Source organism: Bradyrhizobium sp. Leo78 (genome assembly GCF_059512425.1).
Genome location: NZ_JCAMOT010000064.1, coordinates 1 through 26,717, shown reverse-complemented (window position 1 = coordinate 26,717; position 26,717 = coordinate 1). Strand labels below are relative to the sequence as shown.

The window sequence follows — 26,717 nt, the reverse complement described above, 5'->3', positions numbered from 1 at the left end:
CCTTGGAGGCTTTCGGACGCCGGCCGCCGAATACGCCGCGCCCTCCCTCAAGCGGCCGGCATCCGAAACCCTTCACACAAGCGGAAGATCGCCGCCACCTGACTCGACGAAAATGTCATGGTCTTCCGATGCGCCGCCGAGAACACTTCATCAGTCAGCATCGCTGACCTGCCTCGGCAAAAACGTCTGTACGCTCGATGCCAAACAGAAATGTAGCTGCATCGAAGAATTCGTTCTAGTCTTCCCGACGCTCGGTCAACCTTCACGAACTGACCTCGAGCGAGATGATGATCAAGAAATTCGACTGCTATTGCTGCTATGGTCGCGGCGCGACTTTCGTCCGCGCAAGTGGCGTTGGGACAAGCGCACTGGAGCGCGACTTCCACACGCTAAGACAGTTGACATTGTTCTAGGGACCGCTAGCGGCCCGTCGAGAAGATCGGGATCACATTGAACGAATTTCAACGGGAGGAACCGCGATGGGTAACAACTTGAAAAGCGCCTGTGACGGAGTTTTGCAAACTGTCGTGACAGGCAAAGACCGCGTCCCCGGCGTGGTGGCAATGATCACCGATCGCTCGACCAACATCTACGAAGGCGCCGCAGGCGAGCGTATGCTTGGCGGCGGTCAGCCAATGACGGCCGATACCGTCTTTGCCATCTTCTCGACCACCAAAGCGATCACGGGCACGGCCATCCTGCAATGCGTCGAGGAGGGCAAGCTCGACCTGGACGCCCCGGCCAAAACCTACGTTCCCGACATCGGCAAGCTGGAAGTGCTCGACGGATTCGGCGCCGACGGCAAACCGCTGTTGCGGGCGCCGAAACGCGACATCACCACCCGCATGCTGATGCTGCACACGGCTGGCCTGGGCTACGATTTCTTTAACGCCAGCTACTTCCGCCTAGCCCAGGAGCAGGGCCAGCCGAGCGTCGTCACCTGCTCGACGGCGTCGCTGATGACACCGCTCCTGTTCGATCCCGGCGACAAATGGGAATACGGCAGCAACATTGACTGGTGTGGCCAGATCGTCGAGAGCATCCGCGGCAAGCGCCTCGGCGAAGTCATGAAGGAGCGGATTTTTGCGCCGCTCGGGATGGAGGACATCGCCTTCTCGCTGACCCCCTCGATGCGGTCGCGCCTCGCCGTCATCCACCAGCGCGGAACCGACGGGTCGCTGACCCCGCTTCCCGACATGCAGCTGCCGCCTGATCCGGAAGTCCACATGGGCGGGCACGGGCTCTACGCCTCGATCGGCGAGTACATGAAGTTCATCCGCATGTGGCTGAACGATGGGGCGGGGCCGAATGGCCGCGTGCTCAAGCAGGAGACGGTCGCCGCCGCTGTCCGCAACGGCCTCAGGGCGGACCAGACCGTGGTCATGCTGCCTGGCGTGATTGCAACACTGTCGAACGATGCCGAGTTCTTCCCGGGTCTGAAGAAGTCCTGGTGCTACACCTTCATGCTCAACGACGAGGACGCGCCGACAGGAAGGCCGGCCGGGTCCCTTGGTTGGGCCGGCCTCGCCAACACATTCTATTGGATCGACCGCAAAAACGGGATCGGTGGCTATTGGGCGACGCAGATCCTCCCCTTCGGAGATCCGACTTCGTTTGTCGGCTACGTGAACTTCGAGACGGCCGCCTATCAGAGCGACGAGGTGCGCGTGGCCGCGTAAGGGCGGCCGACCTGGCCTTCGAGCACGGACAATGCCGGTCTGACCTTTGGCCGGACGGGCGTCGCAACAACCCAACCGAACGACGGCGCACAGAGAGACTTCTCTGGGCCGACAATGAGCGCTCACAACAGGAGGAACATCATGTTTGCGCAAGGTAGTTCGCCAGGAGCAAGCGCGAAGATCCAGTTCGACGCGGTCATCATTGGTGCAGGCTTCTCCGGCATGTACATGCTGCATTCGCTGCGCGACAAGCTCGACCTCAACGTCACCCTGTATGAGACCGGCGAAGGGGTTGGCGGCACCTGGTACTGGAATCGCTATCCCGGTGCGCGCTGCGATTCCGACAGCTACATCTATTGCTACACGTTCGACAAGAACCTGCTGCAGGAGTGGAACTGGTCCGAGCGCTATCCGGAGCAGGATGAGATTCTGCGCTATCTCGAGCATTGCGCCGAGCGCTTTGACCTGAAACCTGACATTCAATTCGGCAAACGCGTCATCGAGGTGGTCTTCGATGACGATAGCGGGCTTTGGACAGTGCGCACTGATAAGGGCGACACGGTGACGACCCGCTTTGTCATTACCGCGGTCGGAGCACTGTCGACCGCCAACATGCCTCCGTTCAAGGGTTTGGAATCGTTCAAGGGCAAGTGCTACCACACGAGCCAGTGGCCGCATGACGGCGTCGACTTCACCGCCAAACGCGTGGGCGTCATCGGCACCGGCGCCACTGCGGTACAGGCAATCCCGGAAATCGCGCAGCAGGCCAAGCACTTGACGGTGTTCCAGCGCACGCCCGCCTTCTGCGTGCCGGCGCGCAACGGCCGTGTCGATCCTGAGATCACCAAGGCACGCAAGGCCGATTACGACGGGATCCGCCAGCGCATCAAGGACTCGTTCTTTGGATTCGAACTGAATTTCCTGCCGAAGGGGGTCCTCGATACCACGCCCGAGGAGCGTGAGCAGGAGTTCGACAGGATGTGGGACGCCGGCGGCTTCGCGTTCTGGCTGGCCAACTACCAGGATATGTTTTTCTCCAAGGAAGCGAACGATATCATCGCCGACTACCTCAAGCGCAAGATCCGGTCGACCGTCAACGATCCTGTGGTCGCCGAGAAGCTGACGCCCAAGAACTATCCATATGGCACCAAACGCCAGCCGCTGGACACCAACTATTTCGAAACGTTCAATAAGAAGAACGTGCTGCTGGTGGATGCGACCATCGACGGCCCGATCGAGGAAATCACGCCGACCGGCATTCGCGCGGGCGGCAAAGCGTATCCGCTTGATATCATCGTCATCGCCACCGGCTTCGATGCGTTGACCGGTCCGCTGAAGCAGCTTGGCATCAGGGGCCGCGGCGGCAGGATGCTGGCGCAGGAATGGCAGGCTGGCCCCCAGACGTATCTTGGGGTGGCTATTGCCGGCTACCCGAACCTGTTCACAATCACAGGCCCACAAAGCCCCTCCGTGCTGTCGAACATGCCGGTCTCGATCGAGCAGCATGTCGAGTGGATCACTGAATGCATCGCCCACATGCGAAGGAACAAGCTTTCGACCATCGAGGCGACAGCGCAGGCGCAGGACGCGTGGGCCGCTCACGTCGAGGAGGTCGTGAATTCAACCCTCATGATCACCGCCAATTCCTGGTACATGGGCGCCAACATCGACGGCAAGGCGCACCGCTTCTTGCCGTATCTCGGCCCGGAAGGCGTCGGCGGCTATCGCAGGAAGTGCGCCGAGGTCGCCGAAAAGGGCTACGAGGGCTTTGCGTTCGCGAGCCAGGGCCAGAGCGGAGCCATGCACCCGATCGCGGCCGAATAACCTGACAGTCCCTGACCGGGAGCGGCGTTGAGTATCGCCACTTCCGGCATGGCAGTCGTGGGAAGCCCTCGATGGAGTAAGGGAGGCTGCCATGCGGGCGGCCTCCCATACCTTGATGGTATCCCCACCCCACCGACTGCCGTCATGGAGACTCATCCCAACGTGGACATGAAACGACAGGGCTCGCGCCCATCCCGAAGTCACGTGTGGGCGTCGGATCGGTCTTGAACAACCGTTGTGCGGCCTCAGCGTTTGCGGCGCAGCGCTCGAGCCAGCGAGCCACGAGAAAATCGACCCGCGCGGCCAACTGCAGTTGAGCCGCTGCCAGCACAAGCCTCGCGTCCAGACTCCGGTCAGATCGTCTCTTGACGTCGTTGCGGGCGTTCATCTTGCCCTCCTGCCAGTTCGGCGGAGGGAGCTGCCCTGCGCCGAGAGTTACACGCTTGCTTTGCGGATCAGCCCTGTATCGAGCTGAAAATTCCGGCGCCACGTCATCACGGACATGCACGACCAATCGGCCAGCCGAATAAGTGGCCGGACGCGGGCGGCAATTTCCGCGATGTGTGTGCGTGCGTTGCGCATTACGGTCCTCAGGAGTGTAGGCAATTTCACCCGCTACGAATGTGATGATCTAAACACAGATAAAATTCAGAGCGTCAAATGTTTTATGTCACGAGGTGCGGAATTTGTGCGGGGCCAGCAATTTTCGAACGCCAGCGGGATCGGCTGGGTTCGAAAATTTCTGGCTATGGTTTGATGGCCGCTAATGGAATGGTCCGGCCGTGCTCCGGCCCTGCCAGTGCGAGAAGCTGGCAAGGGGCGCTCAAGACAAGGAGCACACGATGTCTTTAGAAGCTCAACGCAGCGATCGCCGCGATCGGCATCGATATCGGCAAGAACTCGTTCCACCGCGTGGGTCATGATCACCGCGGTGCCATCGTGCTGCGACAGAAGTGGTCACGCGGCCACGCGGCTCGCCAACCTGCCGCCGTGCTTGATCGGGATGGAGGCTTGCGTCGGCGCGCATCATCTCAGCCGCAAGCTCCAAATGCTTGGCCACGACGCCCGCCTGATGCCGGCGAAATACGTGCGCCCCTATTCGAAGGCGCAGAAGAATGACTTCCGAGATGCGGAAGCCATCGCCGAGGCTGTCCAACGCCCGACCATGAAGTTCGTCGCGACCACGACCGCCGATCAGCTCGACCTTCAGGCGCTGCACCGCGTCCGCGATCGATTGGTCGGTCAGCGTACCGGCGTCATCAATCAGATCCGTGCGTTCCTGCTGGAGCGGGGCATCGCCGTACGCCACGGCCTGCACTCCCTGCGGTGCGAGTTGCCGGGTATCCTCGCGACGCGCACCGATGGGCTCTCGCCTCGCATGTTGCGCATCATCGAGGATCTGGCGGGCGACTGGCGCCGGCTGGATGCACGTATCGAGGGGCTGTCGAGCGAGATCGAAACGCTGGCCCATCAAGATCAGGCCTGCGAGCGATTGATGACGGTGCCCGGCATTGGCCCGCTGATCTCAAGCGCCATGGTGGCCGCGATCGGCACTGGAGACGTGTTCTCGAAAGGCCGCGACTTCGGCGCCTGGCTTGGACTGGTGCCGAAGCAGATCTCGACCGGCGACCGCACGATCCCGGGCAAGATATCAAGGCGCGGCAATCGCTACCAGCGCGGGCTGTTCGTCCAAGCCGCATGGGTGGTGCTGGTCAGGGTGAAGTGCTGGGAGCGCTATGGCCTCAAATCTTGGATCGAAGCCGCCAAGAAGCGATTGCACCACAACGTGCTGGCGATTGCGCTCGCCAGCAAGCTCGCCCGGATCGCCTGGGCGGTCCTCAACAAGGGCCGCCTCTTCGAAGGCGTCAAGCCGGAGGAGACGGCGTCCCGACCTGCCTGATCCTCGCGCCGTGCTCGGCGCCGTCAAGGCGCCGCCTGGCAGTGGTGGAGCAAGGCGTCAGGACAGCACGACGGCCGGCCTTGACGGCCCTTGCGCGCGGCGCGTCTGCGCGCGCAGGCCGGGACGAAGGAACGGACCGCCAGGCACGAACAAAGGAACAGCGCGAAGTGAGGAGCCCATCGATGACGTAACCAACATCCCTTACCCGCCGAGGTCTGCGAGAGGATGAGACGACCATGGAGGATCGGTCTTCCCGGCGCATGCGAACACTGGTGACCCGAATGGCCCGCTCGAGGCCTGTCCGCTAATCAGCTCGAATGCGCGCTGATATCCATGATGGCCCAGAGCACAGCACGCTCCAATCAGAGGCCGGATACATTGATGCAAGACCGCATCTGCCAGGTTGACGAAACCGCTTGCAACGCGCGGCCAGACCATACATTGGGTCAAGATGAGAAGAACTCAAGGTGAGCAAATTTGGACCGCCTTGCCTCAGGGAGCAGACCTCAATGAGGCGTCTCGCCACGTCGCTGATGGGCCACGAACGGACGTTGCTACAGCTCGTTTGCGCCATTTCAAAAACTGCAAAGAAAACCCGTATGCGGAAATCAAGCGGCGCGGTGCAGGCATGTATCGCGGAATTGCGCGCGGGAAGCGACCTGGAATCATGGAATCATTTGCGGATCCTCGCTCGCTCCGCCGCGCGACGCTCGGCCGAGCGCAGACGCATTGGCTTGCCGGCCGGCGGGTTGCGCGGACCGTTTCCGTCCAGCGCGCGTAGCGCTTCCAGAATTTCATAGATATGAACAGGCGCCTTTAGTCCGTCCGGCGCGCCTAACGCTGGACAGGACGCGATCGCCGAGGCATCAGAGGCCCATGACGCCAGGACGGCGCGTTTCTCCGCCAGACCGAAATTCGGGTCGGCGACGACATCGCGCGGATGCGAGAACACCGTGCCGGGGTGAAGAAGAGCATTGAAATCGAAGACGTTGTCGTGTGCGGGCGTCGTCCGCATGGCTAACCTCCCATCAAGACGCACTTAAGGTGGCCGCGCGGGAGAACCCGCGCGGCGGCGATCGGAACCAAGCCGCGGGGTGGTCAGGCGGCCTTGCCCTCGATCTGCTTGACTTGCCCGGCGCTTGCGCCCGCGATGGCGATGCGCCGCGGCTTCATAGCCTCGGGAATCTCGCGTTGAAGCTCGATGACCAACAGACCATGCTCGAAGTGCGCGCCCTTGACCTCGACGTGGTCAGCCAGGGTGAACTGCCGCTTGAAGGGGCGGGTCGACATTCCGCGATGCATAAAGGTCTTCTCGTCCCTCTCGGTCTTATGACCTTCCAACGTCAGGACATTCTGCGCCACCGTAAGGGCCACCTCGTCCGGTGTGAATCCGGCGAGCGCCACCGAGATTTGGAAGCGGTTCTCGTCGAGCCGCTCGATGTTATAGGGGGATAGGTCTCTTCGGCGGTCCGCTGGACCTCATCGAGAACGTCAAACAGGCGGTCGAAGCCAATGGTCGACCTCCACAGAGGAGTCCAATCATACCTCATATCCAAATCCTCCAAAGAGCAAGTTGGGTACGAGCTGGCACCGGACACCTTCCGGCGCCCGCCTTGATTTCGGGGCCCCGAAGGCGCCCCGGCCGTCATGACTGCGGCGACCCAAAAAATCTGCAACGAGCAAAAAAGTTTCAAGAGGGTGACGAAAAATTTTAGCGCCCTGGCGGCGGTCTGGTTAAGCGTTGTCGTCGTGCAAGGTTACATCCGCTTTCGGAATGACGCGGCGCAGAAATCTGCCGCTGACAGTCGGGTCCGCGACGCCAGGGCGCGCGAGATCGCCGATGAGGCCGGCGCGCGAGACCTATCTCGAATGTCCGCATTGCGGTGGACAGCCACAAGGCGGCGATGAACGAGCGCGGCCAGTACGTCGCACCCGGGCAGACCATCGATCGCAGCGGCCGGGTTTCCGGCGGTCCACCGGATACGATGTCGGTGAGCTATTGGGTTTCGGGCCTCGCTTCGCCGTTCGTCTCGTTCGGTGATCGCATTCGCATCTATCTCGAAGCCATCGCGCTTGGCGACGACGCGATGGTGCCGCAAGCGATCAATGCAGGTTTCATTCGCCCGGCGGGGCGAGGTGCCGGAATGGGCCGAGATCAAGGAGAAAGCGCGCCACGCCAAGTATCGGCGGGGTGAATCCCCTTCCATCCCCTACGTCATTCGCGGCTGGAGCGCCCGCGCCATGTCATGGCTGATCGATTTGGGGTGTTTCGGATCGCAGCGCTCCGCTGCGCTCGATGACCGCTCGGGGTGTTGGTTGTGTGCAAACAGATGGGTCGGTACGCGACCGTGGTCGCCAATCATTGCAGGCGGCCGATGTTCTCACGTCTGATCATCCAATGCCCGGCCAAAGTAGGTATCGCGACGCGGTATTGCGCTCTTTGAGGCACTTTCCGGCCTTCAGGCGGCGCGGATGGCTGCAATCAGGCTCGGTTTGCCGACGATGTTCATCACCCGTGTGAGGTTATAAGCGAGAACATGCAGCGCCAGCTCAGCGGCGACATTCCTTAGGCGCTTCATCAGGAAGTGCGTTGCACCCATACGGGCTTTGATCGTGCCGAAGGGATGCTCAACCGTCTCGCGCCGCGTCCGCATGGCGTCGGGATCGGAATCGAGCCGTCTCTGGACCTCCTCGACCACATGCTCATGCTCCCAGCGCGTGATGCGGCGCTCCTTGGACGGCGTACATTGGCTCTTGATCGCGCAGCCTTGGCACGCCGCTGTCGACCAGTAACGGCGCAGCGTCATTCCATGCTCGACGTTGGTGTAGTGATAGGGCAACAGCTGGCCGGATGGGCAGCGGTAGACGTCCTCATCAGGCAGGTAGGCGAAGTCCTGTTTGCCGAACCGGCCCTCCGCCTTGGCGTTCGACGTCATGGGCTTGGGCAAGGTGACTGCAACGCCAGCCTCTTCGCAGGCTAATATCTCCTCTCCGTCGAAGTAGCCACGGTCGGCGACCGCCTTGAGCTTGTCCACTTCGAGCGCTTCTTTGGCTTGCTTCGACATCCGAGCAAGCTGCCCACGGTCGTTGCCGACGTTTATGACCTCGTGCATAACAATCAGATGGTGTTCGGTGTCCACCGCGACCTGGACATTGTAGCCGACGACACCCGATCCGCGTCCGCTGGTGGCCATCGAACGGGCATCCGGATCGGTGAGCGATATCTGTTGATCCGGCGTGTTGCGCATCTGCGCATCAAGCACTTCCAGCCGGCTCATCTCCTGCTTCAGCCGAGCGATCTTTTCCTTGATTCTCGTCGTCTTGATGCTAATCGCTTCCGATGGCTCCTGCCGATCGGCGCTATCGAGTTGACGCAGATATCGACCGACGCTTTCCTCGATCTGCGCCATCCGCCTCGCCATCTTGGCATGCGTGAAGTTGCGGTCGCGGTTGTTCACCGCCTTGAACTTGCTGCCGTCGATTGCGACGCTTGGGGTCTGCAACAGGCCCATTTGCCGGCACAGGGCAACGAACTTCGCACAAACCTTGCGGATCGCCGCGCCATTGTCCTTCCGGAAATCGGCGATTGTCTTGTGATCGGGAGCCAGGCGGCCGATCAGCCACATCACCTCGATATTGCGGCACGCCTCACGTTCCAGGCGGCGACTGGATTGCACCCGATTGAGATAACCGTAGATGTAAAGCTTCAGAAGGACTGCCGGATGATAGGAGGGCCCGCCCGTCTCCTTCGCGATCACGCGCTCAAACCCCAGTCCATGCAGGTCGAGCGTCTCGACGAACGCATCGATCACATGGACCGCGTTGTCCTCGCTTACCCAATCCTCCAGGCATTCCGGCAACAGCGTCAGCTGGGATCTGTCCGCGCCTTCAACGAAGCGTCCCATCCGTATCCCCCAATCAGGAAACGGAGGAATCGTAGCCGACTCGTGGCTTTTCACACAGCCAGGGTCGGAAGCAAATCCTGTGGCGTCCCCCCGGGAGAGAAGAGTTTGTTGCCCGGCCGTTGACAACGGACATAAGAGGCGATTCCAACGCGGCATCACACTCGGATCAGGTTTGCGGTACACACAGGGCCAGCGTTGTTCCAGGATCCGACATTCTGTCCGTCATTCCAGTGGATGCAAGGCCGTAACGGCCTTGAGCTCGCATCGAGCAGCGTGGCACCATACATCTGGCCGGACAGTCCAATGCAATCGACCGTCGCTGGCTCGCCGGCACGCGTTGCCTTCAAGGCATCCAGCGTGACAAAGGTCGCATCGATCCACTGCGCGGGATCCTGCTCAAAATAGCCGGGCTGCGGCGAGGCGGTCGTCAACGGCTGGCTCTCGCTTGCAATCACGCGCTGGGCGCCATCAACGCGAACGGTCTTGACCCGCCGAGGTGGAGATCGATGCCGAGATACATGGATGCTTACAATTGTTGACGTCGGTATGGACGACGGCGCCGCGACGTCGGATAGTCCAATCAATCCAAGAAGGCTGATCGCGTCAAGGGAGGCGCTGCATGCTGAAATCGATCGACCCTCTTCTCAATGCGGATGTACTCTACGCCCTGCGGTCCATGGGACACGGAGACGATCTCGTCCTCTGCGACACCAACTTCCCCGCTGACTCCGTCGCCCGCCAAACCGTACTTGGGCGGCTGTTGCGCATCGACAACGTCACAACCGGCCGCGCCGCGCGCGCGATCCTGTCGGTGCTGCCGCTCGACAGCTTTGTCGACAAGCCGGCGTCACGCATGGAGATCGTCGGCCAGCCGGACGAAATCCCGCCGGTGCAGCAAGAGGTCCAGGCCGCAATCGATGCCGCGGAAGAACGCTCGTTTCCAATGGGGTCGGTCGAGCGGTTTGCCTTCTATGAACTCGCCAAGAAATCCTATTGCGTGATCCAGACCGGCGAGCGGCGCTTCTACGGCTGCTTCATCTTCAAGAAGGGCGTCATCCCGCCCGACGCCTGACCGAGCGCCGACGCTGCACAATACGTCCGGCATAAATATAACACCGGGATGATGCCGCCGTCCGGAACCAACTAATTCACGCTGGCCGGAAGAACATGATCGACGCTGCACGTCGTCTCGCCTGATCATCCATCTTGCAGCGCGGCATCATCGACGGTTGTCTCCGTCGTTCAGGTCGACACGTACGCGGCCTCAAGTTCACTCGCTTTCGTTGACATTGAAGTGCGCCGTTGCATACTCGAACGGACCTCTGTCACCATACCACGGCATGGAAGTTCGCGAGCGTCACGTCATGGTGCCCAGGCGGTCCAAACTTGACATCAAGAAAGTCAACGATGGGAGGGTATCGTGGTGAAACAGCAAGAGCATGATCAGCATCCCGCACTCCGGCCGAACCGGCGCACGGTGCTGAAAGGCGCCGCCAGCGCCGCCGCATTAGGCACGACGGGCGCGCTCGGCACATTCTCCGAGCTTGCCTTGGCCCAAGCCAATCTGCGCGCCCAAATCACGCAAATTCCCGGTGTCGGCAAAGGTGCGCCAACCGACGCCGACTGGCAGAAAGTCGGCGAGCGGTGCCTCGGCCCGACCAAGGCGAGCATCAAGGAAGGCGAATTCAAGGGCGTCGAGCTCTCCTTCATGGGGCTGAACAATCAGAACCTGCACAATCTCCTGTTCCGCGGCTTCCTGAAGCCATGGGAAGCGTATACCGGTGCGAAAATTTCCTGGATCGATCTCGCCCAAGCCGACTACAACCCGCGTTTGCAGCAAGCGATCGCGACCGGCACGGTCGACTTCGACATTCTGGAGATGGGCGCGCCGTTCGAAGGCGACGTCTGCGGCAAGGGTCTGGCGTCGGAGATGCCGGACTGGGTGAAGAAGCAGATCGATGTCGGCGATTATGTCGATTACCTAAAGCCGCCGGTCGGCACCTGGAACGGCAAGACCTATCGCATCACCATCGACGGCGATTGCCACAACTTTAACTACCGCACCGACGTCTTCTCCGACCCAGCCCTCGCCAAGGCCTGGAAAGACGCGGGCAATTCGAGCGAATGGGGCGTGCCGAAAACCTGGCAGCAGGTGCAGGCGGTGACCAAATTCCTCAAGGGCAAGAAGATCAAGAACCAGAACGCGTTCGGCTATCTCGACGCACCGAAGCCCTGGGGCGGGTTCGGCTTCTATTTCCTGGCGAGCCGCGCCTCGGCCTATGCAAAGCATCCCGATGACAAGGCCTGGCTGTTCGACGTCGACACGATGAAGCCGCGCATCAACAATCCGGCCTGGGTGCGCGCCATTCAGGACGTGATCGACGCGCTGCCGTTCGAACCTGCCGATCAGCTCAATGCCGATCCGAACACCACGGGCTTCCAGCAATTTCTGGCTGGCATCGGCTCGATGATTCCCTGGTGGGGCGACATCGGCCAGGTGGCGAAGGCGAGCGACACCTCCGTGGTCGGCGACGTCGTCGGCTTCGACATCCTGCCGGGGTCGGAAGATGTCTATAACTCCAAGACCGGCAAATGGGATAAGCTCGCGGGCGGCCCGAACCATGCGCCGAACTGCGCCTATCTCGGCTGGGGCGTTTACGTCATGGCGCGAGTCAATGGCGACGAGAAGAAGCACAAGGCGGCGTGGAGCGCGGCCGCGCACCTCGGCGGCAAGGACCTGTCGCTCTGGATGGTGATGTATCCGTCGGGTTTCCAGGCCCATCGGACCAGCCACTTCCAATTCGACGAGTGGGTGGCCGCGGGCTACGACCGCAAATACATCACTTCCTATCTGAACTCGCAGCTCGGCTCCTACAATCATCCGAACCGCGCAGTGGAGCCGCGCATCCCCGGCATCTTCCAGTACTACAGCATCGCCGAAGACGAGCTGACAAAGATCTTCGCCGGTAAGGTCGATGCCCAGACCGGCGCGAACAACATCGCCGCCGGCTGGGAGAAGCTGACCGACCAGATCGGCCGCGAGCGGCAGATCGGGCTCTACAAGGCCTCGCTCGGAGCGTAGCGTCGTCCCCGCGGGACCTGTCATCCTCGGCTGGCGCTGCTGGCGCCAGCCGAAAGCTTGCCCGGCGGCAGAATCGGAGCCGAACTTCGGCAGAGTTTTATCTCGATGCAGAACTCCGTACTCGTGAGCGATAACCGACATGACAAGCACGCGACCGGGCCCGCACCTCGCAGCCGGAAGGCCGCTGGCCGGGCGGTTGTTCTGCTGGCCTCCCTCGGCTTCCTGCTCGTGCTGCTCATCCAGCTATTGCACGCACTGGGGGCGACCGCGATAGGGTTTTCTGACTGGCGCCCGATTCTCGTCGCCTATCTACTCTGGGCCTTCGCGTTCGGAACCGGGCAGATCCTGACCCGCGGCGAGGGTGGGCAGCGCGCGCTGTTCCTGCTTCCGGCCGTCTTCTTCACCATTGCCGTCGTGATCTTCCCGACCATCTTCGGGCTCTACATCGCATCGCTCGACTGGAATCTCAGCTCAGTCGACGGCCCGCGCTTCAGCGGCTTCGATAATCTCGCACGCATGTTCAACGACACCTACTACTGGAACGCGCTCGGCAACATGGTCTTCTACACGGTTGCGGTGCTCGGCGAGTACGCGATCGCGTTCGGGCTGGCGCTCCTGCTCAGCGCCGATATCCGGGCGCGAAAATTCTTCCGAGTGGTCTTCCTGCTGCCGATGATGCTCAGTCCCGTCGCAGTGAGCTGGATGATCGGCAAGTCGCTTTTGGAGGACCGATTCGGTCCGGCGGCGACGCTGGCGCGCTATCTCGGCTGGGACAACCCGGCGTTCTTCGCCTCGCCGTGGATGGCGCGCTTCAGCATCCAGGCGATGGACGCCTGGGTCTCGATCCCCTTCATCATGATCATTCTGCTCGCAGGCCTGCAAGCGATGCCGAAGGAGGTGCAGGAAGCGGCCAAGGTCGACGGCGCGAATGGCTGGCAATCATTCTGGCACGTCACATTCCCGATCATGCTGCCGGTCAGCATCACCGTCCTGATCATCCGCGTCATCTTCAAGCTGAAGCTCGCCGACATCGTGATCAACGTGACGGCCGGCGGCCCCGGCGGCGCCACCGACACGGTGTCGAGCTTCATCTACCGGGTCTACCGCGACCGCTCCAACGTCGGATACGGCACGGCGCTCGCTATGGTCTATCTGCTGCTGATCATCGTGCTGCTGACGATCATGTTGCGACTGTCGAAGCGCTGGACACAGAAGGTCGTCTAGGACCCAACCAAGGGAGTTTAAGCGATTGGCTATGTCGAGTGTGGCATCCAACCCGGCCCTGAAGCATTCCTCCGCGCCGCGCGCCAAGCGGATGCTGGGCCGCGCGCTGATCTATGCCGCGTTGCTGCTCTGGACCTTCATCTGCCTGTTTCCGATCTACTGGACCGTCACGACCTCGTTCAAATCGGCGGTCGATGTGACGCAAGCCCACCTGATCCCTTGGGTCGATTTTCAGCCGGACTGGAAGGGATGGCGCTCGCTCGGCCTGTCGCCGGATACACTGTTCGGGACCTCGACGGCCCGCTCCGAATTCGTGAACCGTTTCGTCAATAGTATCATCACGTCGGTCGGCGCGTCCTTGCTGGCGCTGATCCTCGGATCGCTGGCGGCCTATGGTCTGAGCCGCTTCCGCTACAAATTCGCTTGGATGCGCAACGACGACATCCTGTTCTTCTTTATGTCCCAGTTGATCCTGCCGACGGTCGTGCTCGCGCTGCCGTTCCTCGTTCTCTACAAGGCATTGGCCCTGCTCGACACGCGATTTGGCCTTATCTTGCTCTATACGCTGACAGTTCTGCCGATTGTCGTCTGGATTATGCGCGACCAGTTCAATTCGATCCCGATCGAACTCGATGAAGCGGCTTTCGTGGACGGCCTTTCGATCTGGGGCGCATTCATTCGCATCGTGTTGCCGCTCTCCGTTCCCGGAATGGCGGCTGCATTCATCCTCTCGCTCGTGCTGTGCTGGAACGAATACTTCTTCGCGGCGCTGCTGACCAGTACGGACGCGAAAACCCTGCCTGTCATGGTGGCGAGCCAGACTGGCTCGCAGGGCATCAACTGGTGGTCCATGGCGGCGCTGTCGACGGCGGCAATCGCTCCGCTCGTCATCGTCGGGATATTTCTTGAACGCTACATTGTCAGCGGTTTGACCACGGGCGCAGGAAAGTAGCCAGGCGATTAATTGGCTTCAACATTCCGTCCCCGGCTTGAGAGATAGATGCGCGCCGCGTTACCCCCGAAAGTAGCTGCCTTTTCATCCGGCGACAGACCTGCCAGAAGGGTCTCGGCGGCGGCAAACCATTTTTCATAACCGCCTGCCAGATTGACCACCGGCCAGTCGCTTCCCCATAGCAGGCGATGTGGCTCGAAGCACGCCACGACATGATCCACCGCTTTCCTTAGATCCGCAATTTGCCAGTCCGGTGCGGCCTCTGTCACCAATCCCGATATCTTGCAGACGATGTTGGGGCGTTGGGCAAGCAGCGCGATATCGCCCTGCCAATCTGCTATCTCGCCGGTCGCAAGTCGAGGCTTGGCGCAATGGTCGAGCACGAACTGCATATTGGGATGATCATCGACCAGCCGCAGCAGTCGCGGCAAATGGCGCGGCAGCACCAGCGCGTCGAACACCAGGCTGTTTCGGGCCATAGCCGCCAGTAGCGACGCCAAGGCAGGGCGAAGCAGCCAATCGTCATCGGGAATGTCCTGCACCATCGGCCGCAACCCAACCAAGTGTTCGCGTGCGGCGAGAGCATCAATGCGCGCCTCGCCGTCGGCTGCGTCGAAATCCATCCAGCCGACCACGCCCCGCACCACCTGCGCCTCCGCCGCGATGTCGAGCAGAAAGATGGTCTCCGCCTCCGTTGGTGCAGCCTGCACCAAAATCGTCCCCTCGATCTTCGCGGCAGCGAGGTGCGGTTCCAGGTCCGAAAGGGAAAAGTCACGATGGATCGGTGCCAGTGCGGGCGTCAACCAGCCATAGTCGCCCCGAGCTAGGGTCCACAGATGGTGATGCGCATCGATCCGCATCAGCCGGCTACCGACAGCGGAACGGGCGCTTCCGCATCCAGCAGGCGCTCGGCCTTCAGATCGGCCCAAAGCTCGGTTGGCACCTTGCTGGATAGCGCGGCGACGTTGCGCTCGACCTCCTGCGGGCTCTGGCCGCCCAGCACAACGCTCGCCACCGCGGGATGGCCCAGAGCAAAGTGCAACGCCGCGGTTGGCAGGGCAACGCCATGCGCATGACAAACGCGTTCGATCTGCGCCACCTTTGCCAGGATCGCGGGTGGCGCATCCCGATAATTGTATTTGGAACCGCTCACTGCGCCGGTCGCCAAAATACCTGAATTGAATATGCCGCCGAGCAACACACTGATTCCCTGTTGCTGCGCAAGCGGCAGAAACTCTGCCAGCGCCGGTTGCTCCAGCAGGGAATAGCGCCCGGCGAGCAACATCGTATCGAATGATCCGGCTTGCGCGAAACGCACGCACATCTCGGCCTCGTTCACGCCGATCCCTATGCCCGCAACAATGCCCTCTCCGCGAAGCCGGTCCAGCGCCACGTATGCGCCAGCCATCGCTTCGCGAAACCGCTCGTCGATCGCGTCGATACCATGAGTCCAGACGTCGACGTCGTGGATCAGCAACAGGTCCAACCGTTCGGTCCCTAGCCGCAACAGCGACTGTTCTACAGAACGCATGGTGCCGTCATAGGAATAATCGACCACTGCCCGATGCGGCAGCCCTCCTACAAAGCCGGAACCGTTACCTCGTCCGTGAAATGGGTCCATCCAACGACCGACCTTGGTGCAAACGACGATGTCCCGGCGCGGCACGCGCCTGATCGCGGCGCCGCAACGATGTTCGGCAAGGCCGTTGCCATAGAGCGGAGAGGTGTCGAGGAGATTGATGTCCAGTTCGAACGCGCGTTTCACCGTCTCGATGGCCGTGTCGTCATCCAGTTGGACGTAGAGATCACCTAGCGGCGCGGTTCCGAGTCCCAGGACCGAAACCTGAAGCCGCGTCTGACCAAGGACACGGCGCGGCACTGCAAATACTGGTTTCATATTGACCGGCTCTTTACGGCCCATTGCCCAGTCGCGGCGATGCGCCTTTTCTTCACCTGACTATTTCCGCTGACGGCAAACCCTGGCGGCGATTGCCCAGCCGCGACCACCCGTTAAGGGGATTGCCCTGGCTGAATACTGATTTTGCCACGGACAGGGTTTGTCGTCGACATCGATGAGACACCAACTGGACACCACTCACATGTGTAGTGGCGGAGAGTGTCAGTTAATCATCATTGAAAGATAAAGCATTTTCGACCCTCCTGGGCCAAAGCCCACCAATTGAGCTACGGCCAGAAAAGGGGCTTTCGGCTAGCCGAGGCGCTTGCCCGCCTTGAGCGCGCGCTCGGCCTGTCGTGTCGCGATTCTTGGTGCCGAGGTTCGTATCCGGCGAGTTGAACTGCAGCGCGTTCCAGTAGATCCCAGGTCCGGCTCCGGGATCCGCATCGTCCACGAGCTTCTGCAGCCGCCAATAGAAGCTCGCGTCGCCGGTCATAGTGGTCTCGCCGGTGAACGTGATCAGGCCAGCCTGCGGGCCTGACTGGATGATGCCGCTGATGGAGGTGGTCCCGCTGATTGTTCCGCTCCCTTGCAGTATGCCGCCGGGAGCAGGCGAATCGGTGCTGGTCGCTGCAATGGTGACCAGCCCCGAGACCGTCCCACCGTTCATGAACAGTGTGCCCGACTCGCCGACAACAACCGCGCCGGTCACCGTGCCGGCGACCTCCAGCGTCGCCGCGTAGGATACCAGCACCTCGCCGGCACCCGTTGCTGATCCACCGGTACCGCCGGCAATCAGCGTACCCCCATTGACCCTGATCAGACCGGAAAGCGTGCCGCTGCTGTCTGCACTCAGGGTCAGCGTGCCGGGACCGAAGATCGTCAGGCCCGCCGATCCCTCGATGGCGGCTGCGATCTGCGAACTACCGCCGGTAGCATTGGTGTAGATCAGGCCTTCTGCCGCGCCGAACGAAAGGCTCGCAGTAGCGATGCTGCCGCCGTTCATGATGAGGCCCGCGGCGTCGCCGCTCGCCTGGCTTCCGACCAGAATGCTCGCATCGCCGCCCGCAATCGCCCCGCCATTCACTTCGAGCGCCGCCACCTGCGGCACACCGCCGCTCTCGACCGCCTGGCCGTCGACGACCTCGTAGACGGCATCGGCCGGAACGTCGTTGATGCTGACATCCGTCGACGACACGGTCGCCGCGCGCGCGAAGCCCTCGGAGGGCGAATAGGTCAGGAACTTGCCGAGCTGGCCGCGTCGTCGTCCTCTCCGAGAATGTAGGGAGCGACGATCCCGTTCGTGACGATGGGCAGGTTTGCTCCCGTTCCTGCCACGAACACCTGTTGCGTCAGCCCAAGCTGGGCCATGCCGCCGCCCGGCACGATAACAAGTGTTCCGCCGGAGTTGCGGACAATGTTCCTCAGGGTACCGTCGTCATTGCCCCCGATTACGACGCGATAGTTGCCGCTTCCGGAAAGCTGCAAGGCGCCTCCCGTAGAGCCGATGACGAACGTCGCCAGAGATCCCGAGGCGATCTGCACATCGACCGTCGCGCCGTCCGAACGAAGCTCGAGTATTCCGCCGTTCGTCACCGTCACCCTGAAGCTGCCAAATGGTGTGGCGGATGTCCGGGTACTTGCCAGCGTCCCAGCGCCTACGGTGTTGTGTCCTATCAGCTGGTTCGTGTTGGTGAGCAGGAGCGTGCCTTCGCCGTATTTGTGGAGGCCGCCCAGCCCGGAGATCGGCGCGACGACGGTCAGCGTGCCGCCGTTCGTGTTGATGACCTTAGGCTGGTTGATCGTCCAAGTGCTGGGTTCATATCCGGATGTCGAGGGCAGCGCCGACGGCGAGATCGCCCAAGCTTGCCCCTGCCAGAGCACGGCGTGGACGCCCCACCCGGTGAGCGCGCCGGTGACGACCTGGCTGTAGTCTTCCGAGGGTAGCGGCAGATTTTCCAGCGTCCATCCGCTGGGCATCTGCGCGATCTGGACGGTCTGCGGATTGCTAGACGGGAGGTTGGGTACGTTCTCGAACGAGGCGGGGAAAGCGTTGTTGATGGTGATCGTGCCGCCCGTCAGGTTCACCGTGAGCGGCGCGAGGACATGGCCGCCGTTATTTTCCATGTATCCCTTCGTCGTCTGGGAAACGGAATACCAGCCAACCGCGAAATTGGCCAAGACGATCGTCTGCGGACTCTCGGACACGTTCGGGGCCAACCTGATCGGCGAGCCACGCGAGCGGCGGATCGGCACCGGGGCGCGCGCCCTCTCACCCACCGGGGACCTCGCCCTGGTGTTGGTCGCCCAGCGTCAAGGGGGCAGTCCCAATTCAGCCCGTATCTCAGTGCGCCTGCCGATCCGGCCTCTCCGATCGCGCGGGTCCAGGAACACGTCATGGTCAATATGGAGGCCGCCACACGCTGGAGTCTCTCGCTGGGGCGGCAAGGATGAGCCCCCGGAATTTTGCGCGACATTTCGTCCAGGAGACCGGAATTACGCCGCACGAATTCATCGAGCGTGCTCGTGTCGATGCGGCGCGCCTGAAGCTGGGAGGAAGCGACCTGCCGTTGAAGGCGGTGGCATATGACTGCGGCTTCGGCCTCAGCGGACCGGATGCGGATCGTGTTTACCGCGCGTCTTGGGGTAACGCCAGCGCAGGATCAGGCAAGTTTTCGGAAAGAGGAATCAGCTAGCGTCGGTGACCTTCGACGGATTCGACGCATTTTGCGCGAGGGCGGCAGAACAGAGAACGTGGTCGTAAAGCAGCTCGTCTCGCGAATGCTATTCGCGCGGCAGAAAGCTCCGGTTGGCATGAAACGACGTGCCGCTGGCCAGATACGCAGGATCACCTTCATTGCGCAGGACCGATGCACTGAGCGAGATACACGCGAGATTCAACGCAATGAAGCCCGCGGGAGAAATGATCCGTGCGTCCGCCCTTACCCCCGTTCACCGAAGCAACCGCTATCGAGAAGGTCCTCGCTGAAAACGCTTGGAACGGCCGCGATCCCGCCAAGTAGCGCTTGCATATACCCCTCACAGTCAGTGGCGTAACCAGGCTGGCGTGCAGAACACCGCGGGAGTCGTCTCTACGTCGTTCTTGAAAGATCTAGCCGATCCGGCCTGGAAGGATGACGATGCAATAAAGCGATCCTCAGCGTTCATGGACAAGTACTATTCCGATGGCGACAGGCAAGATAGACGTCCTTTTTGGTTATGCTGCTGCCGAAACCCTGTCCCGAATGCTCGAACAATGTGGCGATGATCTCTCGCGTGAAACATCACGCGACAGGCCACGTCGTTCAAGGATTTTCAGAGTTCAGTCACACTCCCGGGAATTAAGATCAGTACTCGTCCAAACGACTTTCGGCCGATCAAGCAGGTCCGTCTTGTGCAGCTTGATGCCAGCTTGTGGCAGCCAATAGGTGACGTGATCGATAGCGCGTTTCTCGGTCCGGCTAACCGTTAAATCGAGAGATTGAGGGCGACACCTCGTTTGCGCTTTACTCAACGTATCTGACTGGCCCCACTGCGTCGGCAGTCGGGGCGGGCGGACGGTGTCGTTTTGCTCGCTAAAAGTCATAGTGCATTGTGTTCATCCGATGAGTGAAATCGCTGCACTTCCCGAGAGCTCCAAAACCGTAAATACTAACTTCAAAAGGTGACCCCTGGCCACCCATGCCGCATCGTCCCCAGAATTGCACCTCTCATAAGGATCTAGCCCTAGAGGCTTTCCGCTCTAAGTATGCATCGCGTCGGATTTGCGAGCCCGCACCTAAGGAGACTAAGTCCATGCAGAAGCTCGGCCGAGTTACGCTATTGACCAGCCTGGTTGCGTTCGCGCTTCAGCCTCATGGTACAGCAGCTCAATTCCTGGACAAGAAAGTCCTCACTTTAGCCGCCGCGGAGAAGATCGTTGCAGCCGCTAAAGCAGAAGCAGAGCGGAATCGGCTTGCCGGCGTGATCGCCGTTGTCGACGATGGCGGCTGGCCTATCCTATTGCTACGAATGGACAACGCGGCCTACGTGGCTAGCGTGGAGTTAGCGCCGGGAAAAGCGCGAACGGCCGCGCTTTTCAAGAAGCCGACCGAAACGCTCGAAAATGCAATCAATCAGGGTCGTTTTGCAGCAGTTACGGCGCGCGATTTCACGGAGATGAAGGGCGGTCTGCCGATCCTCGTCGATGGGCAGGTCGTCGGCGGTATTGGCGCAAGCTTTGATACCCCCGATCATGATGTTCAGATTGCGCAGGCGGGACTTGCAGCGCTTGCGCGTTAGCTCTGATCCTCACACCAGAAAGTGCTGAGGCATATTCTCGCCACTTCAGGAAAGCTCAGCATGATCAAGATTTGGATCGTCAGGTGAGAGTCGAGCTGGCGGGAGATCGCTTCGAATGCCCGAACCATAGGCATCGGTGGTTACGTCCCGATCGGCATCCTGTTGGCTTTGTTGGCTGTCGCGACGGTGGTTGCGTACTTGGGGTGGTCGTCAGGAGCAGAAACAGGTGTTCCTCCTTCAGGCTACCTCGCGATGACAATCGGTATACTCTTTTCTCTGATCGTTGGAGCTGGATTGATGACTCTTCTCTTCTGCAGCCGCCGCTCGGGATACGACGAGCCTGCCAGAATCATCCCTTCCGACCGCGACGAAAACCAGGGTCCTAAAACTCAAGCTGATGACATTGCATCTGAGCGCCAGGGGACGGATTGCTCGCTCCCGCAGCGTTGTGCCGACGTTCGGCGGAGCAACTGATCGGATTGCTCAAGAGCATACGGCCGTGGCGACGTTCGCCGGTCACTTGAAGGCGGTTCAGGACCACCCTGAAAAACTTTCACTTCCGCGCCGCGCCATTCTGGCCAAGCTTCCTCGTACTGGGATGGGAGGAGAAAAGGATGCAGGTCTCGGTGAGATCGGCTCGAAGTGGCGCGCACATGTCGCTCCGACGGGCGCTGGCGACGTCGGCCGGCGCACAGAACGGACCAATCAGGATCGGCGTGTTGACTGACATGTCGTCGCTCTATGCCGACAATGGCAGCCAGGGGAAGAGGCCTTCGCCTTCAGGCCGATGGAGAGGACGGCGGATGCCCGCTCGTGAGGAAATCGTAAACGGCCTGGGACCGCGAACCGCGCCGCGCGCAATCCGACCGGCGGAATTCGGGCGATGTGGAATGACTCGTTCGGTCTCAGCATTACTATTTCGAACCATCTGGGGGAGGCTAGCGGTGGAATCGGCGTTGCCCAACGGAAAATCCTATCAGAGCGATCCCCGGCGTCAGCGCTGATCGCGAAGCGCCCGGTGTGCTCACCGACATGTCCTCGCACTGCATTGCACGGTGCTGGGAAGCCACACGATTACAAATTTGCCGTCTGCTGCCTGCGCTATACCTAAATATGATGGACAGCGCGAGCTGTTGACACTCCGGCGGCGCTTGACACTTTGCGGCCGTCCACAACTTGAAAGGCGAGGTCAGCCATGAGCATTAAGCGTCGTGAATTCGTTGTTGGAGCGGGCGTCATTGGAGTCGTCGGCGTAACTGGCGGATCAGTCGCCCCACAACCCGCATCGGCAGAGCATGCAAAGCAGATGGGCGGGACGCAGACTGTTCAAGCATCCTCACCCGCACAGACTGCAACTTCCACACCACTCGAGAAGCGCGCCTACACGTTTCTCAATCCCGATGAGGCCACCTGGGTCGAGGCGGCGGTCAATCATATGATTCCAGCCGATGACTTGACGGCCAGCGGCGTCGATTTGGGCATTGCCTATTTCATCGACCAGCAATTGGCAGGCGGATTCGGGCAAGGCGGTAAAATGTTTATGCAAGGTCCATGGCACCCTGGGGTGCCCCAACAAGGGTGGCAGGTTCGCCTCTCTCCTGCGGAAGCTTATCGCGCCGCCATCCCGGCGATCAACGCATACTGCATCAAGACATACGGCAAGGACTTTCCATCGATCACGGAAAGTCAGCGCGATGAGGTCTTAAATGATCTCGGCACGGGCAAAGCGGATTCGGGACCGCTTCCTGCTGGCCTCTTCCTCGATCTGCTTTATCAGAACGTGATGGAAGGCTTTTTCAGCGATCCCGCTTACGGCGGAAATCGCGACAAGGCTGCATGGAAGATGATCGGCTATAGCGGGGCGACCGGTAACTTCGTCGACCTGATCGAGACGACTTACAACAAGCCTTACACCGAACCAAGTCAAAGCATCGCTGACTTGAGCTGATCTCAGATCGAAGGAGAATTCCGATGGCGACGAAGTTGAAACCCGTCGACGCAGTCATTGTAGGTTTTGGCTGGACCGGGGCTGTGCTGGCGAGGGAACTAACAAAAGCGGGACTCAACGTGCTGGCGATTGAGCGCGGCGGGATGCGCGACACGATCCCGAACTTTGCCGCGCCGATGATACACGACGAACTGCGTTTCGCCATTCGTCATGACCTGATGCAGGACGCGTCCCGCGAGACTCTCACGTTCCGCAACAGCGTTGACCAGACAGCGCTGCCGATAAGGCGCTGGGGATCGTTCCTGCCGGGAAACGGTGTGGGCGGTGCAGGTGTCCACTGGAATGGGCAGCACTATCGGTTTGCGCCGAGCGAATTCAGGATCCGCAGCCATTATCGCGAACGATACGGGAAGACGTTCATTCCCGACGAAATGACGATACAAGATTGGCCGGTTACGTACGACGAACTGGAGCCCTACTACGACCGCTTCGAATATCTCTGCGGCACGGCCGGGAAGGCCGGCAACATCAAAGGCGTGATCCAGGACGGCGGAAATCCGTTCGAAGGACCTCGTGCGCGCGAATATCCGAATCCGGCGATGAAGCGCAGCTTTCAAATGAAGATGTTCGAGGATGCCACGCGGGAAATGGGGTTTCACCCCTATGTTCAGCCATCCTCCGACGTTACGCAGGCCTACACGAACCCTGAGGGGGTGGACATGGGCTCCTGCGTATACTGCGGGTTCTGTGAGCGCTTCGGCTGCGAAATGTCAGCGAAAGCAAGCCCGCAATCGACGCTTCTGCCACTTTTGCTGAAAGACCCTAGATTTGAGCTGCGCACACTTTCTCATGTCACCAAGGTTAATCTCGACTCCGGCCGCAAAAAGGCAACCGGTGTTACCTATGTCGACTCTCAAGGTCGCGAGTTCGAACAGCCCGCCGACATGGTGCTCCTCTGCGCGTTTGGCCTCCATAACGCACGACTGATGATGCTGTCGGGAATCGGTCGCATCTACGATCCTGAAACCGGTAAGGGTGGCGTTGGGCGCAATTACGCCTACCAGATGTCCAGCAGCGTCACCGCGCACTTCAACGACAAGGTCTTCAATCCGTTCATGGGCGCCGGTGCGTGCGCCATGATCATAGACGATTTCAACTACGACAACTTCGATCATGGGCCGCTCGGCTTCGTGGGTGGTTCTTACATCTGTGTCGAGAGCAAGGGGCAACGGCCGATCGATTTCCGTAACCTGCCACCAGGCGAGCCTCGCTGGGGCAAAGGCTGGAAGCAATCGGTTGCCCACTGGTATAACCGCACTTTCGTGATCGCGTCATTCGGCAGCGTCACAGCCCAGCGCGGCAACTATCTTGACCTCGATCCCAACTATAAGGATGGCTTCGGCAATCCGCTGCTGAGGATGACGTTCGACTTCAGCAAAAATGATCTGGACATGTCGAAGTACTGCACCGATCGTGCAGCCGACATCGCCAAGCACATGAACCCGGACAAAATGGGCATCAACTATCGCAAGGGACCTTATTCGATCGTCCCGTACCAGACGACGCACACGACAGGCGGCACCATTATGGGAGCCGATCCGACAACCAGCGCTGTCAACCGCTATCTGCAAAGCTGGGATGTTCCCAACGTGTTTGTCATGGGCGCGGGCGCCTTTCCGCAAAACCCGTCGCACAATCCGACGGGCACAGTCGGAGCTCTGGCCTATTGGGCGGCCGATGCGATCACAACGAAGTATCTGAAATCGCCGGGGCGCCTGGTCCCGAGCTGAGCACCTTCGGATCCACGCAATCGCGCCAGCATGGGGGGCCGCCTCGGAACGGCGAGGTTGTCATCGAGTAGAACGCGGCCAGGGAGCACGATCGTGAGTTATTCCGGGAGCGGCGGATGCACACCAAACCTTGGAGCACTTGCGGCGCCTTTACCGTCACACGCGATCAAACGCCACGGTGCACAATGGCGTATGTTCTCAAGATAAGCGGCAAGCCGCATACGGTCGACGCTGACCGCGACACGCCGCTGCTGTGGGTGCTTCGCGACATGCTCCAAATGACTGGAACCAAGTTCGGATGCGGTATGGAGCTGTGCGGCGCGTGCACGGTGCATCTTGAAGGCGCGGCGACAAGCGCTTGTATCACTCCGATCGACAGCGTGGGCGACGCCCGCGCGGGACTGAGGTCATCCGTGTGACGTTGGTGCAAAGTCCGGTGGAAGTTGGTGAAGCATCATACACCTTGCGACGCACGATCCAAAGACCGGAACACATTTTGGCGGAGGGCGTTAATGTTCCGGTCGGGTCTTGCCTTTACGGGAGTGCCGGGGGACAAAATTTTCTCTGCGAGGCGAGCAAGTATGAACGGCATTTGGATGTCTCGGTGGAGATCATTTTGGCTAGAGATGGCCTCGAATGCGCGAACCATGGGCATCGGGGGATACGTCTTAGTAGGCATCCTACTGATGTTGCTAGCCGCCGTGATTGTCCTTGCGATCATGGGGTGGTCGTCGGCTGAAGAAGCAGACGTTACCCCCTTCGGATATTTCGCGATGGCAATCGGCATACTGTTTTCTCTGGTGTTCGGTATCGGATTGATGGCTCTGCTCTTTTACAGCAGCCGCGCGGGCTACGACGAGCCCGCCAGGCTGGTTCCACCCGACACTAACGAAAATCCCGAGTCTCGAACGCCAGATTGACATTAGGTGGGGTATTGCCGGTTAAGGTCATGAACGCGAGCACGAGCTGGTGCAATGATTTTCATCTCGAAGGACGACGCAGCTCGCTGCTTTGTTGCCGCCATTTCCACGCTCCTGATGGTTTTGCCCACGTGCGGCGAAGAGGACCGAGGACTGGCTTCGACTTAGTGCCCCGCCAGATCCCGCCAAAGGCGGTTAGTGGCGCCGTTGAGCACTTTACCTCCCATATGACAGACGCCCCTCGAGTTTGCCGTTGGAGCGTGTCCCAATACTCCCGACCTCAGAGAATCTTGGTATGCGGCTCGATTGAAAATGTCCGTTAGAGGCCTGGCGCTGGCAATTCTTCTGGCGGGTCTTCTCGAAGGCTCCCACGCATTCGCGCAGGAGGACAAGAAGACCGACGACGACAAGCCCGCCGATCCCGACACCGGGGGAGAGCACCGTCGAGGAGAAGACCCTCGGGCTTCTGCCGAACCCATTCCAAAAGTACGGGATCAAGTTCGCCGCGACTTACATCGGTGAGACGCTGGGGAATGTCTCCGGCGGACTGAAGCAGGGAGCGATCTACGAAGGCCGGTTAAACCTTGCGGTCGATGTCGACCTGCAGAAGCTCGTCGGCATCGACAAGCTCACGTTCCACGCCAACATGCTCCAGATCCACGGCGAGGGATTATCGCGCAACTATCTCGACAATTTTTTCGTCGTGAGCGGCATCGAAGCGTTGCCCTCGACTCGCCTCTACGAGGCCTACTTCGAAAAGCAGTGGGGCGACAAAACGGTCTCTTTGAAGTTTGGGCAGCTTGCCGCCGACAGCGAGTTCTTCAACACGAAATACACCGACGTCTTCACGAACGCGTCGATGGGCTGGCCGGCGATCACGTCGCTCGACCTGCCCAGCGGCGGTCCGTCGCCGCCGTTGGCCGCGATGGGCGCCCGGCTACTGGTCAACATCACCGATCAGCTATCCGTCCTTGGAGGCATCTTCGACGGCAATCAGGCAGGCCCGGGTCAGGATCCGCAAGAACGCAACCGATATGGCGTTAACTTCCGGGTCAACGATCCGCCTCTGCTGCTCGGGCAAATTCAGTACGCCTGGAACAACAAGAAAGGCGATCCCAATCTGACCGGCCAGGTCAAGTTCGGCGGATGGCGTCACTTCGGGCAATTCTCCGACCTTCAACTCGCAAGCAACGGAGTTTCGCTTGCGGCGCCGACCAGCAGCGGCACTCCGCTCATGTTGGTGGGCGACATCGGCGGCTGGGCGGTCTTCGAGCAGCAGCTTTATCGCGTGCCCAAAAGCGATGATCGTGGGATC

The 26,717-nt window shown here is 60.6% G+C and carries 21 protein-coding genes and 6 pseudogenes; 18 read left to right on the top strand and 9 right to left on the bottom strand.

Going from position 1 to position 26,717, the window contains the following annotated elements; all coding sequences use genetic code 11:
• Nucleotides 1-479 precede the first annotated feature (479 nt).
• Nucleotides 480-1,679, top strand: coding sequence for a methyl acetate hydrolase AcmB (acmB, locus tag AC5ZG1_RS40395; protein WP_028169380.1), 1,200 nt, complete (start codon nt 480-482; stop codon nt 1,677-1,679).
• Nucleotides 1,680-1,820: 141 nt separating this feature from the next.
• On the top strand, nt 1,821-3,503 hold the full coding sequence (locus AC5ZG1_RS40390; RefSeq protein ID WP_496136224.1) for a flavin-containing monooxygenase: 1,683 nt from the start codon (nt 1,821-1,823) through the stop codon (nt 3,501-3,503).
• A 142-nt stretch (nt 3,504-3,645) separates the two neighbouring features.
• On the opposite strand, the gene AC5ZG1_RS40385 is transcribed toward AC5ZG1_RS40390, so the two are convergent.
• Nucleotides 3,646-3,891 carry a hypothetical protein gene (locus tag AC5ZG1_RS40385; protein ID WP_155255692.1) on the bottom strand — a complete coding sequence of 82 codons (246 nt, stop codon included), beginning with the start codon at nt 3,889-3,891 and terminating at the stop codon, nt 3,646-3,648.
• Nucleotides 3,892-4,370: 479 nt separating this feature from the next.
• On the opposite strand from AC5ZG1_RS40385, the pseudogene AC5ZG1_RS40380 reads away from it, so the two are divergent.
• Nucleotides 4,371-5,403 (top strand): annotated as a pseudogene (locus AC5ZG1_RS40380) (IS110 family RNA-guided transposase).
• Nucleotides 5,404-6,076: 673 nt separating this feature from the next.
• Here the strand turns inward: AC5ZG1_RS40380 and AC5ZG1_RS40375 are convergent.
• Together AC5ZG1_RS40375 and AC5ZG1_RS40370 are read right to left on the bottom strand one after the other, a co-directional pair.
• Nucleotides 6,077-6,418 (bottom strand): hypothetical protein, encoded by a 342-nt coding sequence (locus tag AC5ZG1_RS40375; protein ID WP_496136223.1) that lies wholly within the window; start codon nt 6,416-6,418, stop codon nt 6,077-6,079.
• An 83-nt stretch (nt 6,419-6,501) separates the two neighbouring features.
• Nucleotides 6,502-6,953, bottom strand: a pseudogene (locus AC5ZG1_RS40370) (Hsp20 family protein).
• Between the two features lie 97 nt (nt 6,954-7,050).
• On the opposite strand from AC5ZG1_RS40370, the gene AC5ZG1_RS40365 reads away from it, so the two are divergent.
• Both AC5ZG1_RS40365 and AC5ZG1_RS40360 read left to right on the top strand, forming a co-directional pair.
• Nucleotides 7,051-7,311: a hypothetical protein gene (locus AC5ZG1_RS40365; protein WP_028169406.1), complete on the top strand. Its 261-nt coding sequence runs from the start codon at nt 7,051-7,053 to the stop codon at nt 7,309-7,311.
• Nucleotides 7,308-7,598: a hypothetical protein gene (locus AC5ZG1_RS40360; RefSeq protein WP_496136222.1), complete on the top strand. Its 291-nt coding sequence runs from the start codon at nt 7,308-7,310 to the stop codon at nt 7,596-7,598. Before AC5ZG1_RS40365 ends, AC5ZG1_RS40360 begins: the two co-directional genes overlap by 4 nt.
• Before the next feature lie 264 nt (nt 7,599-7,862).
• Here AC5ZG1_RS40360 and AC5ZG1_RS40355 read toward each other — a convergent pair whose 3' ends face one another.
• Both AC5ZG1_RS40355 and AC5ZG1_RS40350 read right to left on the bottom strand, forming a co-directional pair.
• Nucleotides 7,863-9,308 carry an IS1182 family transposase gene (locus AC5ZG1_RS40355; protein WP_496136228.1) on the bottom strand — a complete coding sequence of 482 codons (1,446 nt, stop codon included), beginning with the start codon at nt 9,306-9,308 and terminating at the stop codon, nt 7,863-7,865.
• Between the two features lie 180 nt (nt 9,309-9,488).
• Nucleotides 9,489-9,828, bottom strand: a pseudogene (locus AC5ZG1_RS40350) (FGGY family carbohydrate kinase); the annotation flags it as partial.
• Between the two features lie 99 nt (nt 9,829-9,927).
• Between AC5ZG1_RS40350 and AC5ZG1_RS40345 the strand changes: the two are divergent.
• From AC5ZG1_RS40345 to AC5ZG1_RS40330, 4 genes are all read left to right on the top strand, one after another.
• Entirely contained in the window at nt 9,928-10,380 is a 453-nt protein-coding gene (locus AC5ZG1_RS40345) for an RbsD/FucU family protein (RefSeq protein WP_028167867.1), read from the top strand.
• A 351-nt stretch (nt 10,381-10,731) separates the two neighbouring features.
• Nucleotides 10,732-12,390 (top strand): type 2 periplasmic-binding domain-containing protein, encoded by a 1,659-nt coding sequence (locus AC5ZG1_RS40340; protein WP_496136227.1) that lies wholly within the window; start codon nt 10,732-10,734, stop codon nt 12,388-12,390.
• 105 nt (nt 12,391-12,495) lie between these two features.
• The gene (locus AC5ZG1_RS40335; RefSeq protein WP_496136221.1) at nt 12,496-13,614 is read left to right on the top strand and encodes a carbohydrate ABC transporter permease; all 1,119 of its coding nucleotides are present in this window, start codon (nt 12,496-12,498) and stop codon (nt 13,612-13,614) included.
• Nucleotides 13,615-13,705: 91 nt separating this feature from the next.
• The gene (locus AC5ZG1_RS40330) at nt 13,706-14,566 is read left to right on the top strand and encodes a carbohydrate ABC transporter permease (RefSeq protein ID WP_496136226.1); all 861 of its coding nucleotides are present in this window, start codon (nt 13,706-13,708) and stop codon (nt 14,564-14,566) included.
• 8 nt (nt 14,567-14,574) lie between these two features.
• Here the strand turns inward: AC5ZG1_RS40330 and AC5ZG1_RS40325 are convergent, their stop codons facing one another.
• From AC5ZG1_RS40325 to AC5ZG1_RS40310, 4 genes are all read right to left on the bottom strand, one after another.
• The gene (locus AC5ZG1_RS40325) at nt 14,575-15,426 is read right to left on the bottom strand and encodes an amidohydrolase family protein (RefSeq protein WP_196237400.1); all 852 of its coding nucleotides are present in this window, start codon (nt 15,424-15,426) and stop codon (nt 14,575-14,577) included.
• Nucleotides 15,426-16,487: an aldo/keto reductase gene (locus AC5ZG1_RS40320; RefSeq protein WP_496136220.1), complete on the bottom strand. Its 1,062-nt coding sequence runs from the start codon at nt 16,485-16,487 to the stop codon at nt 15,426-15,428. The genes AC5ZG1_RS40325 and AC5ZG1_RS40320 overlap by 1 nt, the downstream gene beginning before the upstream one ends.
• A gap of 202 nt (nt 16,488-16,689) precedes the next feature.
• Nucleotides 16,690-17,661 (bottom strand): hypothetical protein, encoded by a 972-nt coding sequence (locus AC5ZG1_RS40315; RefSeq protein ID WP_496136219.1) that lies wholly within the window; start codon nt 17,659-17,661, stop codon nt 16,690-16,692.
• A 38-nt stretch (nt 17,662-17,699) separates the two neighbouring features.
• Nucleotides 17,700-18,644: a hypothetical protein gene (locus AC5ZG1_RS40310; RefSeq protein ID WP_496136229.1), complete on the bottom strand. Its 945-nt coding sequence runs from the start codon at nt 18,642-18,644 to the stop codon at nt 17,700-17,702.
• Between the two features lie 112 nt (nt 18,645-18,756).
• Here AC5ZG1_RS40310 and AC5ZG1_RS40305 point away from each other — a divergent pair.
• The 9 genes and pseudogenes from AC5ZG1_RS40305 to AC5ZG1_RS40265 form a co-directional block, all read left to right on the top strand.
• Nucleotides 18,757-19,151 (top strand): annotated as a pseudogene (locus AC5ZG1_RS40305) (helix-turn-helix domain-containing protein); the annotation flags it as partial.
• Between the two features lie 242 nt (nt 19,152-19,393).
• Nucleotides 19,394-19,527: pseudogene (locus AC5ZG1_RS40300) on the top strand (DUF1348 family protein); the annotation flags it as partial.
• 731 nt (nt 19,528-20,258) lie between these two features.
• Nucleotides 20,259-20,744 carry a GlcG/HbpS family heme-binding protein gene (locus tag AC5ZG1_RS40295; RefSeq protein ID WP_035692067.1) on the top strand — a complete coding sequence of 162 codons (486 nt, stop codon included), beginning with the start codon at nt 20,259-20,261 and terminating at the stop codon, nt 20,742-20,744.
• Nucleotides 20,745-21,243: 499 nt separating this feature from the next.
• Nucleotides 21,244-21,471: a hypothetical protein gene (locus AC5ZG1_RS40290; RefSeq protein ID WP_464349321.1), complete on the top strand. Its 228-nt coding sequence runs from the start codon at nt 21,244-21,246 to the stop codon at nt 21,469-21,471.
• A gap of 468 nt (nt 21,472-21,939) precedes the next feature.
• Nucleotides 21,940-22,692, top strand: a complete 753-nt coding sequence (locus tag AC5ZG1_RS40285; protein WP_080664033.1) for a gluconate 2-dehydrogenase subunit 3 family protein — start codon at nt 21,940-21,942, stop codon at nt 22,690-22,692.
• A 23-nt stretch (nt 22,693-22,715) separates the two neighbouring features.
• Complete coding sequence (locus tag AC5ZG1_RS40280) at nt 22,716-24,482, top strand: GMC family oxidoreductase (RefSeq protein WP_028167877.1); 1,767 nt, start codon at nt 22,716-22,718, stop codon at nt 24,480-24,482.
• 185 nt (nt 24,483-24,667) lie between these two features.
• Nucleotides 24,668-24,877: pseudogene (locus AC5ZG1_RS40275) on the top strand ((2Fe-2S)-binding protein); the annotation flags it as partial.
• A gap of 291 nt (nt 24,878-25,168) precedes the next feature.
• On the top strand, nt 25,169-25,402 hold the full coding sequence (locus AC5ZG1_RS40270) for a hypothetical protein (RefSeq protein WP_245287564.1): 234 nt from the start codon (nt 25,169-25,171) through the stop codon (nt 25,400-25,402).
• 418 nt (nt 25,403-25,820) lie between these two features.
• On the top strand, nt 25,821-26,717 hold an 897-nt coding region (locus tag AC5ZG1_RS40265), incomplete at its 3' end, for a carbohydrate porin (RefSeq protein WP_496136225.1).

Excerpts from the sequence above, each read along its gene's own strand:
- AC5ZG1_RS40355 (WP_496136228.1), bottom strand. The coding sequence starts at position 9,308 with ATGGGACGCTTCGTTGAAGGCGCGGACAGATCCCAGCTGACGCTGTTG.
- AC5ZG1_RS40365 (WP_028169406.1), top strand. The coding sequence starts at position 7,051 with ATGACTGCGGCGACCCAAAAAATCTGCAACGAGCAAAAAAGTTTCAAG.
- acmB (WP_028169380.1), top strand. The coding sequence starts at position 480 with ATGGGTAACAACTTGAAAAGCGCCTGTGACGGAGTTTTGCAAACTGTC.
- AC5ZG1_RS40360 (WP_496136222.1), top strand. The coding sequence starts at position 7,308 with ATGAACGAGCGCGGCCAGTACGTCGCACCCGGGCAGACCATCGATCGC.
- AC5ZG1_RS40335 (WP_496136221.1), top strand. The coding sequence starts at position 12,496 with ATGCAGAACTCCGTACTCGTGAGCGATAACCGACATGACAAGCACGCG.
- AC5ZG1_RS40375 (WP_496136223.1), bottom strand. The coding sequence starts at position 6,418 with ATGCGGACGACGCCCGCACACGACAACGTCTTCGATTTCAATGCTCTT.
- AC5ZG1_RS40280 (WP_028167877.1), top strand. The coding sequence starts at position 22,716 with ATGGCGACGAAGTTGAAACCCGTCGACGCAGTCATTGTAGGTTTTGGC.
- AC5ZG1_RS40270 (WP_245287564.1), top strand. The coding sequence starts at position 25,169 with ATGTTGCTAGCCGCCGTGATTGTCCTTGCGATCATGGGGTGGTCGTCG.
- AC5ZG1_RS40320 (WP_496136220.1), bottom strand. The coding sequence starts at position 16,487 with ATGGGCCGTAAAGAGCCGGTCAATATGAAACCAGTATTTGCAGTGCCG.
- AC5ZG1_RS40325 (WP_196237400.1), bottom strand. The coding sequence starts at position 15,426 with ATGCGGATCGATGCGCATCACCATCTGTGGACCCTAGCTCGGGGCGAC.
- AC5ZG1_RS40330 (WP_496136226.1), top strand. The coding sequence starts at position 13,706 with ATGCTGGGCCGCGCGCTGATCTATGCCGCGTTGCTGCTCTGGACCTTC.
- AC5ZG1_RS40390 (WP_496136224.1), top strand. The coding sequence starts at position 1,821 with ATGTTTGCGCAAGGTAGTTCGCCAGGAGCAAGCGCGAAGATCCAGTTC.
- AC5ZG1_RS40295 (WP_035692067.1), top strand. The coding sequence starts at position 20,259 with ATGCAGAAGCTCGGCCGAGTTACGCTATTGACCAGCCTGGTTGCGTTC.
- AC5ZG1_RS40345 (WP_028167867.1), top strand. The coding sequence starts at position 9,928 with ATGCTGAAATCGATCGACCCTCTTCTCAATGCGGATGTACTCTACGCC.
- AC5ZG1_RS40385 (WP_155255692.1), bottom strand. The coding sequence starts at position 3,891 with ATGAACGCCCGCAACGACGTCAAGAGACGATCTGACCGGAGTCTGGAC.
- AC5ZG1_RS40285 (WP_080664033.1), top strand. The coding sequence starts at position 21,940 with ATGAGCATTAAGCGTCGTGAATTCGTTGTTGGAGCGGGCGTCATTGGA.